The sequence below is a fragment of the Bacteroides sp. AM16-13 genome (assembly GCF_003602705.1).
In the GTDB taxonomy this organism is placed as follows: Bacteria; Bacteroidota; Bacteroidia; order Bacteroidales; family Bacteroidaceae; genus Bacteroides; species Bacteroides xylanisolvens.
The window spans coordinates 75914-93652 of sequence record NZ_QTLK01000003.1 but is presented as its reverse complement, the minus strand read 5'-3'; the positions used below and the strand labels follow the sequence as shown (position 1 = coordinate 93652).

The window sequence follows — 17739 nt, the reverse complement described above, 5'->3', positions numbered from 1 at the left end:
TTTAGCTAAAGTTTCAGATTAATGTAGTTATATAATAAAGAGAGAGTTTTTATTTCAGTAGTTGCTCTTCGATGATTTGCACATACTTTTCCGGCGTAGCACCAACCTCGATTATCGGTTTGCCGCCTACCGGGATGAAGAATAACGTAGGTAATGCTTGTACACTGAAGTGGCTGCATAAATCTTTTTCTTTATCAGCATTTACCTTATAGAATATAACTTTTCCTTTATATTTTTCGGCCAGCTTTTCCATTTCCGGAAGTAAACGCATGCAAGGTCCGCACCAAGTTGCCCAGAAATCAATCACAACCGGTTTGTCGCCATTATAAACGAAATCATTTCCTTTTCGATAGTCGAAAATGTGTTCGAGGAAGAACTGGCGGGTAATTGGATTCAATTTACCATCTTCAACTTTGGTTTCCGTCACTTTAGCTTCCGCTTCCGGTATAGGAACCATGTCAAACGGCTGAAAATAAATTTTCTGATGAATATAGTCGATGGATATAATTCCGTAGTCCAGTATCTTTTTGCCTAATACGGAACGTTTCAAGAATGGGTTTTTCACTGCTATGGCATCTTCAATCTTTGTTTTTACAAACATCGTTTCAGGTAGGATGAGGCTTTCCTCATCTTGACTTATTTCTTTATATCCATTGGAGACTTTTTGGTTACTCCCTTTGGTATATTGTGCGCTCCATGTATTGAAATCTGCTTCAGTAAGATTCACTAATCCTTCACTCCATGTATCCAGAACAAAAGATATCGGCTTTCCCTGAATGTTTATCGGGCATACTACTCCTAATCCTGTTATCAGGTTAAAATTTTCCCGATAGTTAAGTTTCATATAAGAAGGACGGTAGGGTTGTGTAATCGTAATTTTCTTCCGTTGCATGTCAATGGTTAATACAGAAGTGCGGAAAACAGCACCACTTAATACACCCATAACCCCTAGCTTGCGTAGATAGGGTTCGTCTTCTAATGTGAAAGCCGGAAGATCGTTTGCAAATGTATTTTTACCAATAGCTACTGTTCCCATTTCATATACCTTTCCAACAGGCACCTGTTTAAATACAAAATCTTGGTAAGAACTAAAAGTTCCTCTCTTTTCTGTATTGATGTGTAACTTTTTGAGAGCTTCAGGAAGTAGAGCGTTATGTCCCGATAAATCAAGGACAAAGTCAGCCACTTCACCATTTATAGTGGCTTCCACGATAATTTTTCCATCAATAGTTTTGAATGGAATGACCTCTGTCATACTGTTTTGTGTTTGTGCACTGATGCCTCCTGTGATACAAAATGCAAGCAAACAGAGATACATTTTAGTTATTATTCGTTTCATATATTCTTTCTGTTTAAAGTTTATTTCTCTTTCCTGATTTCAATTCTTTTCTCTTGATTATCTTTTTTGATGATAATATAGCCGGTATCACCAGGTATAGCATTCATAATTTCTTCTACGGCCATCTGGCTCATGGGGCAATCTTTAAGAGAAGTTCCGTTGATATTAATCACTTCGTCGCCGAAAGCAACTGTATCTTTCATGCTATCCCATATAGTTGTAATTTCGAATCTTTCGTTACGCGGTAATATGCTTACGTTCCAAAGAGCGGGAGCACCACCCATGTCGATTTTCCCTTCTTCAAATGGGAGGAAGTAAAAACGTCTCCGCATATAATCAATAATTACTTTACCATATTGCAGTAGATCCACCCCGATGATAGTTCCATTCATGACAGTTGTTGTACTACCTACGTTTGTGAATTCTTTTCCCATGATATTGATGGAAGGTACAGATACTTTTTTAATATCCACCGGCTTGCCCAACCCTGTTATTCCGGCAGCTACGATACCATATCCATGATTGGTAACTTGCGAGATGTCAGCCAGCCTGTTGTAATCTTCCGTAGAATAAAGTAGAAAGCCTCCGGCACCTGTGTCGAACAGAACTTTTAAATCATTATTTCCTAAACGAACGTTGACGATGGAATGATGTTCAGTTTCATCCAACAAAGGAATTCCGTCTGTAACCTTTAACTTTTCGGGACGATAAGGATAGTTGATTACCATTATTTTAGAACGGGAATCGAATGTTACTACCGACTGTGCAAAGGCATCTCCTCCAAGAATTCCGACAACTCCCAGGTCTGTGAAGAATGGATTCTTAGGTAGTACCATCGTTTTCAACTGTTTGATTTTGTAGTTCTTTCCGATGGAAACATTTTGTACGTGGGCTTCCTGATAGTTGGAGCCTTGTGCATTCACATCGGAAATGCGCATATATCCTGCGGCAGTAGCTTTCATTTCAGTTGCGGCGTCATACATAGTCCCGGTTCTTCCTCCTGTATCGACGATGTATTTTACATTTACACCATTAACAGTAACGGGTATAATGATTTTCTCCTGAATGAATTCATAAGGAATGGTATCGCAAACCTTATTCTGGATTTGCGCTACCATTTCTTGTCCGCAGTTTAGAAATAATAGCAGCCATAAGCCGGTCAGTATTCCTATTCTTTTCATGTCATTCTTTTTTGTAGATAATATTTTTTATTCCGGAAGCAGTCTCAATCGTTAGCTTCGTCTGTTTTTTCTCTTTCAATTCCGGTATTCCGTTCAGAATACTTTCGCAGAAGTCATATTTCTTAGCAGGTTTGCCATTAATCTTAATCACTTTGTCTCCTACTTCTATCTTACCTTTCGTGCTACTCCAGACGGTAGATACAAATAAGTCTCCGTCTTTGACCGTCAAATCGAAGTTGTTGCATTGATTGTTGATTTCATTATCCGGTTGGAAAGCTTCAAAATAGAATCTTCCACGTGGATAGTCGATAGTCACTTTCCCGTATTGTAATAACTTTACACCTAGTAATGTATAAGGGTGTTTGTCTGTATGGGTCGTTAAGTTGCGGAATTTGGTGGCTCCTACTGATAATAAGGGAATATGTACTCTATATGAAGATGCTTTATCTGCTTGTCCGGCTACTCCGATACTTCCTTCCCCATATCCTTCAGAAACGACTTCCATAGATGCCTCCGGTTTAATTCTCTCAAAATCACTTTCAATAAGAGATAACAGACTGGGACTGCCTGTATCAAATAATACAGTGATGTTGCTGACCGGAGCGATCTGTACATTGACAATTGGCATTCCCCCTTCTTTCGTGAAATTCAGCATTTTTCGTAAAGATACTGTAGAAGGCTTTTCGGCAGATGTGACTATGATATTTTTAGTCTGCGAATCAATGCTTACAATAGTACTTGCAAATAAATCGCTTCCGATGATACCATCTACTCCAAAACATTCCCAGCCTTTTACTTCATTGATGATTAGCGACGGGGCATTTTTAAAGTTAATAACATCATCGGGAGTCGTCAGATTTTCTATTCGCGTAGTTTTGTAATAGCTTTCCACGTTATTCACATCTGTCACCTTCATAGAGTCTGTTGCTGTTATTTGTAGTGCTTGACAGGCTTTAGTGGTAAGTGCGGTGCGCCCTCCGGTATCAAAGATAAAAGGGCGTGCATTGCCGTTCACTTTCATTTCGATAACCATTTTTTCGCCTACCATCCGATAAGGTATGGTTGCTTTATATTGTTGGGCGAATAAAGGGACCGCCATGCAAAAGGCAATGACGGTTCCTATTAGACGAGTATATTTCATAGACTAATCTTTATTTGCTGACTTTTTCTGCTTCCAAGATTGCTTGGTAAGCATTAACGATACCTCCGGAAATACATAGGTCATCAAAAAGGAATAAATCTTGTGAAGGGCTATCGTTCACGCGGATTCCTTTTTCTACTTCTACACCTTTGCGTGAAGTGACGCTTTTTAATAATATGTCACGGATTTGAGAACCGGTCAGTTTTGGGAAATAAGACTTCACAAGAGCAGCTACGCCAGCTACAGTAGCCGAAGCCATTCCTTCTCCAGTTCCTTTTTGATAAGTGTCACCCATATAAGATGAATAAATGTCTGTTCCCGGAGCATAAATATCGAGAGCAGTTGCACCGTAATTGGTGTTCAATACCGGATTTCCATTCTTGTCTGAAGAAGCAACTACCATAAAATTAGTAAGTTCTCCCTCTTTATTCATCTTACGGTTGGGAAAGAATTCGTCTTTATCCATATCCATTGATAGATCCCAAACCGGAACTATAACTAATGCCCCTTTCTTCTCTGCCTCTTTCAACGCCTCTGACACCCATTGTTTCTGCTCTTTCGGATATATGGAGTTTTGTTCCGGTAATACGATTACATCTGCACCGTGGTTTACTGCATAGCGGATGGCCAATGCCATATCTTTCAGGTATGGTTCTCCTTCTCCCGGGTGGATGCGTAAGGTCATGATTTCTGCATTGTCTGCAATACCGTTACTTCCGATACCGTTGTCACGTTTAGCTGCGATAACGCCGGCCTTCATTACGCCTGTTGCCGCATCAGATGTCAACAGTACATTATTACCATAATGCGTATCGTTAATATCCAGAGGATTGTCACCTACAATTTCTTTTCGATTATCACTTCCGTATCTCTTTAAAGCCTCTTCATAAGACGCTTTACCTGTTTCTACACTTTTCTTTCCCATATTCTGATAAACAGGTTCCCATTTATCCGTATTATAGATGCTGAAATAGTAGGCAGTAAATACAAAAGCGACTTCAGAAAGACTGTCTCTTTCAGCTTTGGGATCATAACAACTTTGGAAGTCCTCAACAGTCAGCTCTTTTCCGGGAAAACGTTTTTTCATGTCCTTATCGAACTTTTCAACATATTCTTCTATAACATAAGATAGTTGAAGACCGCCGTAAGCTCCACCGATTCTTGATTCCGGCATGACTTTATAGCGATAGTAATTATATTCTTCTATGTTTTCCGGTGCGGGGACTTCTTGGCGTTTTCCATTGACTATTTTATAATACTTCTTTCCGTCAAAGATATAATCAGCGTATTTATCTTTGAGACGGAAGAATTCACGTTCTCCTTCGCGTGTCAAAGCTTCCATTACTTGGCCGTCTTTACCACCGATGAAGTTCCAGCCATTGATGTCGTCAACAAGCCCGTTTTTATCATCATCTTTTTGGTTTGACTTTTCTTTTGGGTTGATCCAGATTGCGTGTTTTAGGTCTTCGTGTTCTACGTCCATTCCGGTTCCGATCAGTGCAACAACCGGTCTTTTCTTTGCTTTCTTTTTGTTGGCTTTCAGGTAATCATAAGCTTTGTTTACTTCAGCTCCGTATACACTGTCCTGGTCGAAAGAACAGTTAAACCAGTCCAGTTCGGATTGTTTTTTTTGTGTTTCTGCCTTTGGTTTGATTAACTGGGCTGATACAGTAACGCTGATAAAACAGCATACGATTGGAAATATAAGTTTCTTCATTGTCAAAAGAGTTATAATTTATATAGTTTGTTTATTGTCTTATTTTTAAAATGGCCTCGCGTACTTGTTCACCCCGGACGTTGCGTGCAGCAAGTTTGCCTTCTTTGTCAATGACTACAAGGAAAGGGATGGAGTAGAAGCCGTAATCAGTCTGGATAGCACTTGGAGTCTTGCTGTTTTTAGGGAATCCTGTCTTATCCCATAGCATCACCCACGGCAATTTTTCTTCATCCAGCATTTTTCTCCATTTTGCTTCGCTGTCATCTAGCGAGACACTGATAAATTCCAGATCGTCAGCTTTCAATTCATTGTATATGGTCAGCATACTACGCATCTCTTTACGACAAGGACCGCACCAGGAGGCACAGAAGTCAAGTACGACAATTTTCCCACGGAAGTCTTTCAGACTTACGTTTTTTCCGTTGGCATCTGTGAAAGTAAAGTCGGGACTTTCTGCACCAATGATTTGGTGGGAGAGGATTTCTACCCTGTTTACCAGCCATTTGGCAGATAAGGACTTTCTGTCTTGTTCTGGTATCATGTCCAATAGCATTTTGTTGGATTGGTAATCATTTACATCTGCCAGATAGGCCAATGCAGATGCCATGGCAGGAGTCAGTTTTCCTTTGACGGAAGTAGAAATCGTTGCTATATCCGGGTCTTTTTCTGCTGGCATATAGTTTTGTAAAGTCAGAAACGGATCGATGCCAGTGAATGAAAGCGAACTTTGTTCAGGGTTCTTTTCGTCGAAGTAGCCATTGATTGTTACCGGGTTATTTTCCAGATAAATATTCTGTTCGGTTTCTCCTAAATAGAGTTTGTAGACATCAGGAATGATGTTTATTTCATCGGTACTGAATGTGTTATTAGTACCGATGATGCAGCTTAATACAACGCCTTCATTCATATCTTTTATTTGTAAAGTCGTTGGCTTTAATACTTTTATTCTTCCTGATATTCTTAGCCCGTTATTTCCCCATATGGTGGTACCGCATAAGAGTAATATGGTTAATAATAGATTTTTTACTTTTGTCATTATTATGAGTTTATAGTTCATTATCAGAGTTGTTATTCTTCATCTGGAGTCTCCGGTATTGGAGGTAAAGGTAAATCCCAGTCTTCCGGTCCGTTGGCTATTGCTTCCAGATCGATCTGATATTTATCTTTTAAATATTTCTGTACGAAAGCAAACTTTTCGGTGAGAAAAGGATATTTATCAGCCGGATATACCTCTGCTAGTCGTGCTTGGTTATAGTACATGGAAAGATGCATATATCCTATAAAAGTCTCTTCATTGGTTGGAGGATAAGAGTTGTTGGCTGGTTCGCTGATACTATTGAATACATACGTGTTTACACTTCCCGGATATCCTCTGGTAAGATAATAGTTTGGGTCATCTTCCATTCCCAAGCCTGCTATCAGATTAGTGACATGGTCGAATCCCACTTCAAATTCTTCAGGTATAATGATGTTTCCGGCTTTTACTGCTTTTTCCAATACGGGAGCCAATATCATTTTCCGGCGTCTGTCAAGGAGTGCTCTGTCTGTGGGGATTAAATAAGGCTCGCTGGGATTGTCTTCTCCAAACATACAAGTGCACCAATAATCCAGCCCATCGTAATTTTCGTGTATGGGTACAATCCAGCTTGCTAGGATTACGCCTCCAACTTCTAATACGCTTTTGCTATAGACATTGTATCCCAAATACCAATACATAGGCAGAACTTTAGATGTGATCGGCGGATTCAAGTATGCAAAGATATGCTTTTTCATAAATTCGACATAGTAATTGGTCATTTCGTCGTTTACACAGCCTTGGCCTTCGTAGCCACTACCATATGATATGCCTGTCCAGCTGCGATTAAAATCAGCCCTTTGCAGATCTTTATAAATAAGATATACATTATAGTCTTCGTATATTTGGGCGATGTCATCGTCCCAACTATTATTTCCTTGAGGTACTTTAAAGCGTAATTCAATGCCTCCTTCTGTAGGAGTCAGTGTGTCTTCTTCATAACATGAGGTGAATAATGCCATACAAGCAAGTAATCCCCATAATATATATATTTTTTTCATATTCATTTCTTTTGTTTAATTCATAAGATATATACTATTAACTTTCGCGTTTTGGAGCTAAAGGATTCTGCTCCAGTTTTTTATTTTTAATTAAGACGGCGTCTGGTATAGGCATGGTATAGGAAGGATCATTCTGTTTTAATGTATATACCTGTTCTCCCCATCTATGAATAATTTGTGGCATTCCGTAGCGTCGGAGATCAAACCATCGTTGCCCTTCAAAACAAAGTTCTTTTCTTCTTTCATTTTTGATGAAAGTTTTGAGCGCATCACCTGTTAATCCGGTAGGCTCAACAAATTTGTCGGGTTCATAACGTTTAGCCAGTAAGGTTTTTAAAGCAGATAGTGCTGTACTCTCGTCATTATTATGGGCAGCTGCTTCTGCTAGATTTAAATAAGCCTCACCTAGTCTGAAGGATAAAGCAAAGTTTTCCGAACCACTAGGTTCACCTGTAGCTGAAAGTTTGTATTTGCCGAAAGTAGTATAAGAGTCTTCATAGAAAACTTTATCATCTTTATTGAACTCTTTTGCTATATACTTTTCTTTTCTTAAATCTCCATCTTCAAAGCTTTCAATCAAGTTATCAGAAGCGATAAAAGCTTCTCGGTAATAGGTGGTGGTATTACCGAAGTAACCTTCTTCCTCATACTCTACCGACTCATCATTGAATACAGTTAAGTCTGAAACGCTTCCATATAACCAAATAACCTCAGATGATTTTAAAGATGTAAAATTGTAATAAGGCTCTGCCACTGTTGGAGAAGGGAGGTTATTTAAGTCTACTAAAGCGAAGGACCAGTCTTTTATTACTTTGTTGGCGTATATGGCTGCATCTTTCCAGTTTTCCATATAGAGAAAGACGCGGGACTTCAGCAATTGTATCATTGGAAGGCTAACCAGATAATTCGGTTCATATTGTTTATCTTTGCTTAAAGTAAGGAATAAACGTTCAGCTTCATTCAGATCGTCCACAATTTGGTTGTATACTTCCTCAACGGTGTTTCGTGTCATTAATAGTTGGTCTTCAGGTAGCAGGTTGCTGTCTAGTTTGAGTGGAACTCCTAAAGCCTGTTTGTTATAGTTGTATGGTGCTCCAAAATGATTGACTAACATAAAATAATAGAAAGCTCTTAATCCGAGGGATTGGGCTATTACATAATTTTTTTCAGCCTCCGTACCATTTACGTCACCGATATAATCAAGAGCTGCATTTGCGCCTAAGATATAGTTATAGTATCCTTCCCAGATATTCTGAAGAGGATAACCATTTCTTTCCATAATGAAAAACATATCCGGTTGCCATGTATAAACAGCTTGTTTGGCTTCTATATTTTTTAGAGAGTTGATGCTAAATTCATAATCAGTTTTGTGGAACTGAATGTCATCGTCTAAGAAGCTAAGAAAGGGTAGTAGGAAATTGCTTTTATCCTGTTTGGGATAAGCAGAACCGATTAACATTTCTTGCAAAGCATTTGCATCTTTGGGAACGTACTCACTTTGAGATTTAGGCTCTAGAAAATCTGAGCAAGAGGATAGTGATAGTAAGACTATTCCTGTTAGTATATATATAATTCTTTTCATTGTCTATCTTTTTATTTTTTTAGAAACCAATGTTAATACCTAATGAATAATTCCGTGGAAGTACACTGTTGCTAACTTCCGGGTCGAAACCGTTGAAACGTTTGCTGGCGATAACAAAGATGTTATCCATGTTAAAGTTGAGTGATAGATTTTTCATATATATTTTTTCGCACCACTCACGTTTCATTTGCCAGGATAGGCCGATGTTACGGCAGCGTAAGAAAGAACCACTGACCACCATAGCGTCAGATTGTTCCCATAATGGAATGCTATAAACATTCTCATTGTTGGGCAATTCTATATAAGCCATTCCTGCTTTGGGTAAAGAAGGAATGATTGTATGGGCTTCGTCTCCCGGTTCTTTCCAACGGTTCAGTAAATCGCGGTTTATATTTGTATATGGATCCGGCATATAATAAGAACTAGCGAATTGGTTGTATGGTGATGGCAGACGCTTCTTGTTGCCGAGTAAAAGTGAAAAACTGGTGTTTAAAGTTAATGATTTATAGCGGAAACTTAAGCTCAATCCACCGGTGAAATAAGGCTCTTTCTGACCAGAATATACCAGATAAGTAGTCGGATCTATTTGTCTGCTACGTTCTTCTTCCGGAATATCCAAAAGATTGAATAAAGCTTCACCGGTTTTTCCGTCTAATCCTGCAAAAGAGTATGACCAGAAACTGCTGAGCGGATATCCTTCTTTTAATACAATATCTGAACGTCCACTTAAGAAGGAAGCTGCATTGACATCAATGTCTGTATGTCCGCCTTCATTCCAGTTCTTGGAAGCATTCAAACTGACACTTAATGCATAGTCCCGTTTCTGTATCGGGGTAAAAGTTAATGTGTATTCGATACCTCTGTTGTGGATAATACCACCGTTGCGTTTCATGGATGTTATTCCATATTCATAAGGTAATTCCAGTTCAACAATGGCATTGGAGCGTCTTGTATAATATTCCAAATTCATATAAAACATACTGAATAATTCCAGGTCTACACCGAAATTCCATGATTTGGTACGTTCCCATGATAGATTCGGATTTGGGATTTGGGAGATGGTAGACTGATATCTGTTGTATAGATTTGCCACTTTCCCCTGATTTAAAATCAAATCCGGACTAATGCGCGTTACTGCATTTCCTTGAATACCATAGGTGCCGCGGAAGTTTAAAGTTGTTATCCATTTTACATATTTCCTCATGAAGTCCTCTTCTGAAGCTCTCCAGGAGAAACCGAATGAATAGGTAGGATCAATACGGTGATTGGCATCCTGACCGAAACGGTTGGATGCATCATTACGTATATTTGCATTAACAACATATCGGTTTTTGAGTGAATATGCTAGTGTGGCGAATACGGAAAGATAATTGTCTGTAGTATTGACTTTTCTCCATCCACCATCATATATCTTTTTTAAAAGCCCCCATCCTTCGTCTTTAGAACCTGTAATAGGTGTAAAAGCTTGTGGAGTGGTTGGTAATGTTATTACTTCTCCTCTATCTGGGGCATATCCCCATACCGTATTGCTGACACCTTTATTAGTGGAAGAACGTAATTCCATACCTACTAAAGCATTAATTCGGTTCTCATTATTAAAGGCTTTACTGAATTGCAGTTTATTTTGGATGTTGTAAGAGTATTGCTGTGCGTTATTTGTGAATAATTCGCCTCCGAATGGGAGTAAGGCTGCTCCAAACTCTTTACTGTTTGGTGAGACAGAGTTGAAATCATAACCACGATATGTTTCAGCAATATAAAACGTTTGTTCAGTTTCCCAAGCTTCGTTTGTGCTGTTATTATTGGAATATCCACCAGTAAATTGGTAAGTTAACCAGTCCAAAATATTCCATTTCAAGTCTAGCGAAGCTGACATGAAACTTGATTTTGATTTAGAACCACTATTATTCCGTTCATTTACGAAATTGTATGATAATGATTTGACTCCGCTATTGTATGGGTATGAGGCTTTCATTTGATAGTAAGCATCAGGGTCTATAGAACGATTGGTAGTAGTAGCATACCCCATAGGATTGACTCCTCCGGCAAAACCGTTATTCGTACTTACGCTACCGTTGATCGTTGCATTAATCGTTAGTTTTTGTACCGGGCGTATGGTGATGGCAACGCGTCCGGTCATACGTTCACTGTCGTTTCCTATTTCCTGCCCTTCGCTATTGGAATATCCCATAGAAGCTGCATAACTGTATTTATTTGTTCCGCCGGAAACACTTATATTATGGTTATGGCTAAAAGAACGGCGGGTTAGTAGTTTGAACCAGTCTGTATTTTGTGTTTCCAGAACATTGCGTTGTGCCAGAAAATCTTCAGAAGATATATCGTGCGATAGATACATATTCAATAATCCTTCATAAGTATATATTTGTTTGATTGGTTCTGTGCCATAAGGTGTTCCCCAGTTAAAAGCTTCTTGTGAGAATAGTACTCTTTCTTTGGAGTTCATATAATTAAACTGTCCATAGTTGGGACGCGTACCCATTACAAAATTAGAGGTGTAATTGACACTTAGACGATCAGTCGTATTCTTTTTGGTTGTGATCTCAATAACACCATTCGATGCTTTTGAACCATAAATAGCGGTCGCAGAAGCATCTTTTAAAATACTAATGCTTTCGATATCAGCAGGATTTAACCAAGAAATCTGATTACCGATAATGTTTTTCAAGTCCTCTGTCATGAGAGAAGATGCATTCAATTCCAGGGGGTCTTCCTGAATGATGCCGTCGACTACCCAAAGTGGGTCTTGATTACCCAGTAAGGTACTGGTACCACGGATTTGAATTTTCGGGGCAGTACCTACACGACTACTTGTATTGGTGACAATCATACCTGCTACACGTCCTTGCAACATTTGGTCAATAGTGGTATACGAAGGCATTAAAATATCTTTTGCTTTTACTGTGGTAATAGAACCTACTAGGTCACGGCGTTGAATATTCTGATAACCGGTTACAACCACTTCGTCGATTTCAGTACTGGAACTGTTTAGAGTGACATTAATCGTTTTCTTTCCTGTATATCTTACAGTCTTTTTCTCCATTCCGATGAATGAATAAGTTAATATTAACCCTTCTTGCGCAGGAATATTAAAAGTGTAATGTCCGTCTAGTCCGGCGATAGCTCCATGTTTTGAACCTCGGACAGTGACTGTAGCTCCGGGAAGTGCTTCACCGCTTGCATCACGTATCCATCCACTAATCGTGATTTTATTAGTCTTTCTTTTCTTAATAACGATGGCAGTGCCTGATACTTCATAAGTCAGGTTAGTTCCTTCCAGACATTCATCCAGAATTTCGGTGATCGTTTTGTTTTTTGCCCTTACGCTGATATCGGTTATGTTAGCGATATCTTCTGTTGCGTACATAAAGATGAATTTTGTACGGTTTTGCAAATACCAAAGCGTAGATTCCAGGCTTTCGCCTCTCAGATCAACGGAGATTCGCTGATTGTCTTGTGCTTGAATCATAAGTGAAGAAAGGGAGAATATCCATAAAAGGCAGAGCTTAACGAAATTTCTGCTTACATAAGATACTCCCTTTGAGGAGGATTGTGTTCGTTTTTTCATAATGCGTTAGTTATAATATGTATTAATAGTTATTGTTTATAAGAAATGTGCAGTATACCTTCTCTTTGTTTTATGTCTACCATATTTAATTCCATTATCATGTCGATAATTGGATTCATGTTTGCATAGCGGTTGAGATAAGCTCCGATTTGTACCTGTCTGGCTGCATCGTCTTCAAAAGTGTATGTGAATCCGTACCATTTGGAAAGATATGACATTACATTCTCAAGAGGAACGTTCATAAATATGAATGATCCGGACTCCCAGGAAGTGTATAATTCTGTATTTACGTTAGATACGGTACTTTCCCGACTATTTTTGTCATATACGAAATGTTGGTTTGGAATCAATTCATAATCTTCGTTTTCACTGCTAATCTCTATAGCTCCACTAATTAGTGTAGTACTTTCCACTTCTTCATCCGCATAAGCCCTTACATTGAAAGAAGTTCCTGTCACCCGAATAGAAGTGTGCGGTGTTTGCACGATAAAAGGATGTGCTTTATCTGGAGCAACATCAAAATAGGCTTCACCTTCAACCTGTACGATGCGTTCCTTATCGCTGAAACAAATCGGATAAGTCAGTTGTGATTCTGCGTTCAGATGTACTTTTGTTCCATCCGAAAGGACAATGTGACATTCCATACCATGCAGTGTACGAAGCGTATTTTTGATTTCTTTCACTTTGGGCTTGTTGGCAGGAGTTTGATAATTTATCCCTTTGGAGTCAATGATGAACACTTCAGTTGCACCCTCCGGAAGGACATTCTCAAAAAGGTTGAAGGTGTTGCCATTACTTAAAGTCAGTTCTCCGCCATGGGTTCCTGGAGTGATTTCACCGATTGGTTCTCCGGCTACCCAATTATAAATAAGGTATGAAATCGGTATTAACAATAGCAAAAGAAGAGCCGCATATTTCAGACTCCTTTTCCATGAAAGAAAACCGGATGTTTTTTCTCCTCCTAGTAGCGGATAGATTCTGTCCCATGCCTTTTGTGAAGAGAAGCTTTTTATTAACCGGCTGTTTTCTTCATACGTTTCCTTATTTAATATCCGGTCGGCTATTTTTTGATGCTCCGGATTTTCATCCAACCACGCATGATAGTTTTTTTTCTCTTCGGGAGTAGACGAATGAGTAAATAAGGAAGCTAAGATTTTTGCAATTTTAAATTTTTCTTTGAATGAATTCATCGTTTTTTCGATTTGTTATATAAGTAAAACAATCCAATCGAAAAAACGGGGTAATCAAAAAGTTACTTTATTTGCATAAAAATAGTAATAAGGTGTAATTTATGCCTTTGAGACTTTCGCGAAGTTTGCGATAGGCGAATTTCTTTAACGTATGGACAGTGCCTTCTGAAATTTGCAATTTGTCAGCAATCTCATGGTTTTTTAACCCTTTCATAGAGTATAAGATGATATTTCGCATTTGGGTAGGCAATTCTTCTACCGCTTTGCGAACCATGTGGAATGTTTCCTGTTCGATAATAGCAGCTTCAAAACCACTATCGAATTCTTCCTGTCCGGAAAAATTAGGAATATCTAATTGTTCATGTTTTAGGTGATTCAGACATTTATTTCGGGTGACGGTATAAAGGAAGCTTTTTACTTTCAAAATGTTGTCGAAATCTTCTTTCCGTTCCCAATAAGCTAACAATACATCTTGCGCAATGTCTTTGCAAACTTCTTTGTCTTCAATATAGTGGGATGCGAACACGCAAAGAATAGGATAGTAGTCATCAAATAGCTTTTTGAAAGCCTGTTTGTTACCACGTCTGATGTCTGCAATTATATTTTCTATATGTATGTTCACTATTTAGGGTGGAGCGACTGGTGCAGGAATTTTCTTATCCAATCTTACTTATTTTCTTCAGCTTTTCTTCTTCGATGATTTTGATCTTTCTTCCGTCGATTGTAATCAGTCGTTCCGTAGCGAACTGTGACAATGTGCGGATAGCATTCGAAGTAGTCATATTAGAGAGATTAGCTAAATCTTCGCGTGAAAGATAAATGCTCAAAGTAGATCCGTCTTCTTCCAAGCCGTAGCTTTCTTTCAGGAAGATGAGAGATTCGGCCAAGCGTCCGCGGATATGCTTTTGTGTCAGATTGACAGTGCGTTCGTCTGAGATGCCGAGATCAATAGAAAGCTGGCGGATAAAAAACATAGCCAGGTCATTATTCTGGGCAACTAAAGTTAAGATAGCATTCATAGGAATCAGACAAACAACAGAGGGTTCGAAAGCTGCTGCGGCAGTTACAAAATCTTGTTTGGCAAAATAAGCACGATAAGCAAAGTATTCGCGTGGTTTAATCATGCGAATAATCTGACTTCTACCTCCCACGCCATCTTTGAAGATTTTTACTTTCCCACTGATAAGACACATCAGATGAGAAGGTGTTTCCCCTTCGCAGTAGATGGTTTCATTTTTTTTGTAGGTTTGTATCGTATAATTGTTCATCAGAAACTCCTTTTGCTCGTTATTTAAAGGAGCTAACATATCGGATAACGGTTCCGAAATATCGATGTCTGACATATTCATTTTTACCATGAGTGCTACAAAACTGTGTTATACAGCACAAAAGTAAAAAGAAAAAATGAGAAAATGAACGAATCTATAAAAAGATTGCACAAAAGTGGGAGCTTTCGTGCAATCTTATAGGCATTTTATTTAGTAAATAACAGTTCCCTGTATTTGGGTAACGGCCATATTTCATCGTCCACTTCCATCTCCAAATGATCGATGTGATCGCGGATTTGATCGAGGTATGGACGTACTTTTTCTTCGTATGCAAATGCTCTTTCCTTGTAGTTCTCCATGTGGTTGGCAACTTTTCGTGCTTCGGTCATTTCGCGAACCAGTACTTTGATGGAAGTGACCCGGTGTGAAATCTCACGGATCAGCTCTTTGCGGTCGGCACTCAACACTTCGTATTCTTCAGCCGGGAATATTTCTTTCAGTCCGCGAAGATTTTCGAGCAACCGGTTCTGATAGGCAACGGCAGTCGGTACGATGTGGTTAATGGCGAGGTCGCCCAGTACACGGCCTTCGATTTGCACCTTCATGGTATATTTCTCCAGTTCCACTTCCAGACGGCTGTTCAATTCGGTTTCGTTGAAGATACGTTCGCCAATCAGCACTGATTTGGATTGGTTGTCAATATAGTGCATCAGGGCTTCCGGTACGTGGCAGATGTTAGTCAGTCCGCGGCGTGCGGCTTCCTGTTTCCATTCTTCAGAATAACCGTCGCCCTCAAAACGAATCGGTTCGGAAGCGATAATCGTTTCTTTCAGTATGCGGAAGATGGCTTCATCTTTGCCTACTCCTTCTTCCATCAGTTTTTCTACTGATGCGCGGAATTCGTTCAACTGATTTGCCATGGCGGCATTGATTGCAATCATGGAGGCGGCACAGTTGGAAGACGAACCTGCGGCACGGAACTCGAAACGATTTCCGGTGAATGCGAAAGGAGAGGTGCGGTTACGGTCGGTAGTATCCAGTAGGATTTCGGGGATACGTCCGATACCTAATTTAAGAGTGGTTTTTTCTTCCGGTGTCATTTTCTCGTTTCCTACCTGGCGGACAATTTCGTCGAGAGTAGACGATAGTTGTGAACCCAGGAAGCAGGAGAGAATGGCGGGAGGAGCTTCGTTGGCTCCCAAACGGTAGCTGTTGCTGGCGCTCATGATGGAGGCACGCAGTAAATCCTGGTTTTTATAAACCATCATTAAGGCGTTTACCAGGAAAGTGAGGAATAGCATGTTTCCTTTCGGATTCTTTCCGGGGGCGAACAAGTTGATGCCGGTGTCGGTGCAGAGCGACCAGTTGTTGTGCTTGCCCGAACCGTTTACTCCGCTGTATGGCTTTTCGTGTAGGAGTACATTGAAGTGATGTTTCCTTGCGATACGTTTCATCAAATCCATGACAAGCTGGTTGTGGTCGTTGGCAAGGTTGCAGTTTTCGAAGATAGGGGCCAACTCAAATTGGTTGGGGGCTACTTCGTTATGACGGGTTTTGGCGGGAATACCCAGTTTGTGACACTCAATTTCGAGTTCTTTCATAAATGCCGTGACACGTGGAGGGATGGAGCCGAAATAGTGGTCTTCCAACTGTTGGTCTTTGGCGGAAGAGTGTCCCATCAGTGTCCGTCCTGTCAGGCAGAGGTCGGGGCGTGCATTATATAAGGAAGAGTCAACTAGAAAATATTCCTGTTCCCATCCTAAATTGGTATATACGCGGGTGATGTTCTTGTCGAATAGTTGGCAGACATCCGTTGCTGCTTTATCTACGGCGGCAAGTGCTTTCAATAAGGGAGTTTTGTAATCCAGTGCTTCACCTGTATAAGAAATGAAGATAGTGGGGATACAAAGAGTGGTGTCTACCACGAATGCCGGTGAAGAAACATCCCAGGCTGTATATCCTCGTGCTTCGAAAGTGTTGCGGATACCGCCGTTAGGGAAAGAAGAGGCATCCGGCTCTTGCTGGATCAGTAGTTTTCCGGAGAAGCGTTCGATTACTCCGCCGTCTTCGCCGAATTCGATAAAACCGTCATGTTTCTCGGCTGTTCCGTCTGTCAGAGGCTGGAACCAGTGTGTGTAGTGAGTGACGTTGAGTGACTTGGCCCAACTTTTCATGCCGTTAGCAATCAAGTCTGCTATTTCGCGGCTGATAGGCGTACCTTTTTCGATAGCATCGGTTACAGCTTTGTAGGCTTCTTTGGGAAGATACTCCTGCATCTTCTTGCGGTCGAACACGTGGCTACCATAATAATCAGAGAGTTTGTTGGAAGGAGCAGTTACTTCCAGAGGTTTCCGGTTGGAAAGCTCTTGTAAGGCAAAAAAACGCATTTTTGACATAAATGGTCTACTTTTTATCGGTTGATGGCGCAAAATTATATGTTTTTTCTGAAAGTACCCCTATTTTGAAGGGGGTATTTTTAGAAATGAATGTATTTTTCTATAGATACCCCCTCTGTTGATTCTCCAACTTCTGTTCTTATTGCTTCTGTTGCTCCATTTCTTTAGCCATCTGTTTAACCAAACTTTATAATGGTTGTGATAGTTTTTGTACAACAGTTTGAATATTTGGCTATTCATGGCCATTTGAGTAAGGAATTGTA

At 39.8% G+C, this 17739-nt stretch carries 12 protein-coding genes; all 12 read right to left on the bottom strand.

Annotated elements, in window-relative coordinates:
- Window positions 1–49: 49 nt before the first annotated feature.
- The gene (locus DW173_RS02955; RefSeq protein ID WP_008645677.1) at window positions 50–1339 is read right to left on the bottom strand and encodes a thioredoxin domain-containing protein; all 1290 of its coding nucleotides are present in this window, start codon (window positions 1337–1339) and stop codon (window positions 50–52) included.
- Between the two features lie 20 nt (window positions 1340–1359).
- Complete coding sequence (locus tag DW173_RS02950; RefSeq protein ID WP_004315449.1) at window positions 1360–2520, bottom strand: aspartyl protease family protein; 1161 nt, start codon at window positions 2518–2520, stop codon at window positions 1360–1362.
- 1 nt (window position 2521) lies between these two features.
- The gene (locus DW173_RS02945) at window positions 2522–3661 is read right to left on the bottom strand and encodes an aspartyl protease family protein (RefSeq protein ID WP_004315450.1); all 1140 of its coding nucleotides are present in this window, start codon (window positions 3659–3661) and stop codon (window positions 2522–2524) included.
- 10 nt (window positions 3662–3671) lie between these two features.
- Window positions 3672–5378: a S8 family serine peptidase gene (locus tag DW173_RS02940; RefSeq protein ID WP_004315451.1), complete on the bottom strand. Its 1707-nt coding sequence runs from the start codon at window positions 5376–5378 to the stop codon at window positions 3672–3674.
- Window positions 5379–5409: 31 nt separating this feature from the next.
- On the bottom strand, window positions 5410–6435 hold the full coding sequence (locus tag DW173_RS02935) for a TlpA family protein disulfide reductase (protein WP_120143688.1): 1026 nt from the start codon (window positions 6433–6435) through the stop codon (window positions 5410–5412).
- 11 nt (window positions 6436–6446) lie between these two features.
- Window positions 6447–7460, bottom strand: coding sequence for a hypothetical protein (locus DW173_RS02930; protein WP_120143686.1), 1014 nt, complete (start codon window positions 7458–7460; stop codon window positions 6447–6449).
- Between the two features lie 31 nt (window positions 7461–7491).
- Entirely contained in the window at window positions 7492–9036 is a 1545-nt protein-coding gene (locus tag DW173_RS02925; protein ID WP_004315454.1) for a RagB/SusD family nutrient uptake outer membrane protein, read from the bottom strand.
- A 19-nt stretch (window positions 9037–9055) separates the two neighbouring features.
- Window positions 9056–12622 carry a SusC/RagA family TonB-linked outer membrane protein gene (locus tag DW173_RS02920; RefSeq protein WP_199722809.1) on the bottom strand — a complete coding sequence of 1189 codons (3567 nt, stop codon included), beginning with the start codon at window positions 12620–12622 and terminating at the stop codon, window positions 9056–9058.
- Window positions 12623–12651: 29 nt separating this feature from the next.
- A complete protein-coding gene (locus tag DW173_RS02915) occupies window positions 12652–13812 on the bottom strand; it encodes a FecR family protein (protein ID WP_008645680.1) in 1161 nt (386 codons plus the stop codon).
- A gap of 67 nt (window positions 13813–13879) precedes the next feature.
- Window positions 13880–14434, bottom strand: a complete 555-nt coding sequence (locus DW173_RS02910) for an RNA polymerase sigma factor (RefSeq protein WP_008645681.1) — start codon at window positions 14432–14434, stop codon at window positions 13880–13882.
- Between the two features lie 34 nt (window positions 14435–14468).
- Window positions 14469–15170, bottom strand: coding sequence for a Crp/Fnr family transcriptional regulator (locus DW173_RS02905; protein ID WP_009039694.1), 702 nt, complete (start codon window positions 15168–15170; stop codon window positions 14469–14471).
- 116 nt (window positions 15171–15286) lie between these two features.
- Complete coding sequence (locus DW173_RS02900; RefSeq protein WP_055235832.1) at window positions 15287–17476, bottom strand: glutamine synthetase III; 2190 nt, start codon at window positions 17474–17476, stop codon at window positions 15287–15289.
- Window positions 17477–17739 lie beyond the last annotated feature (263 nt).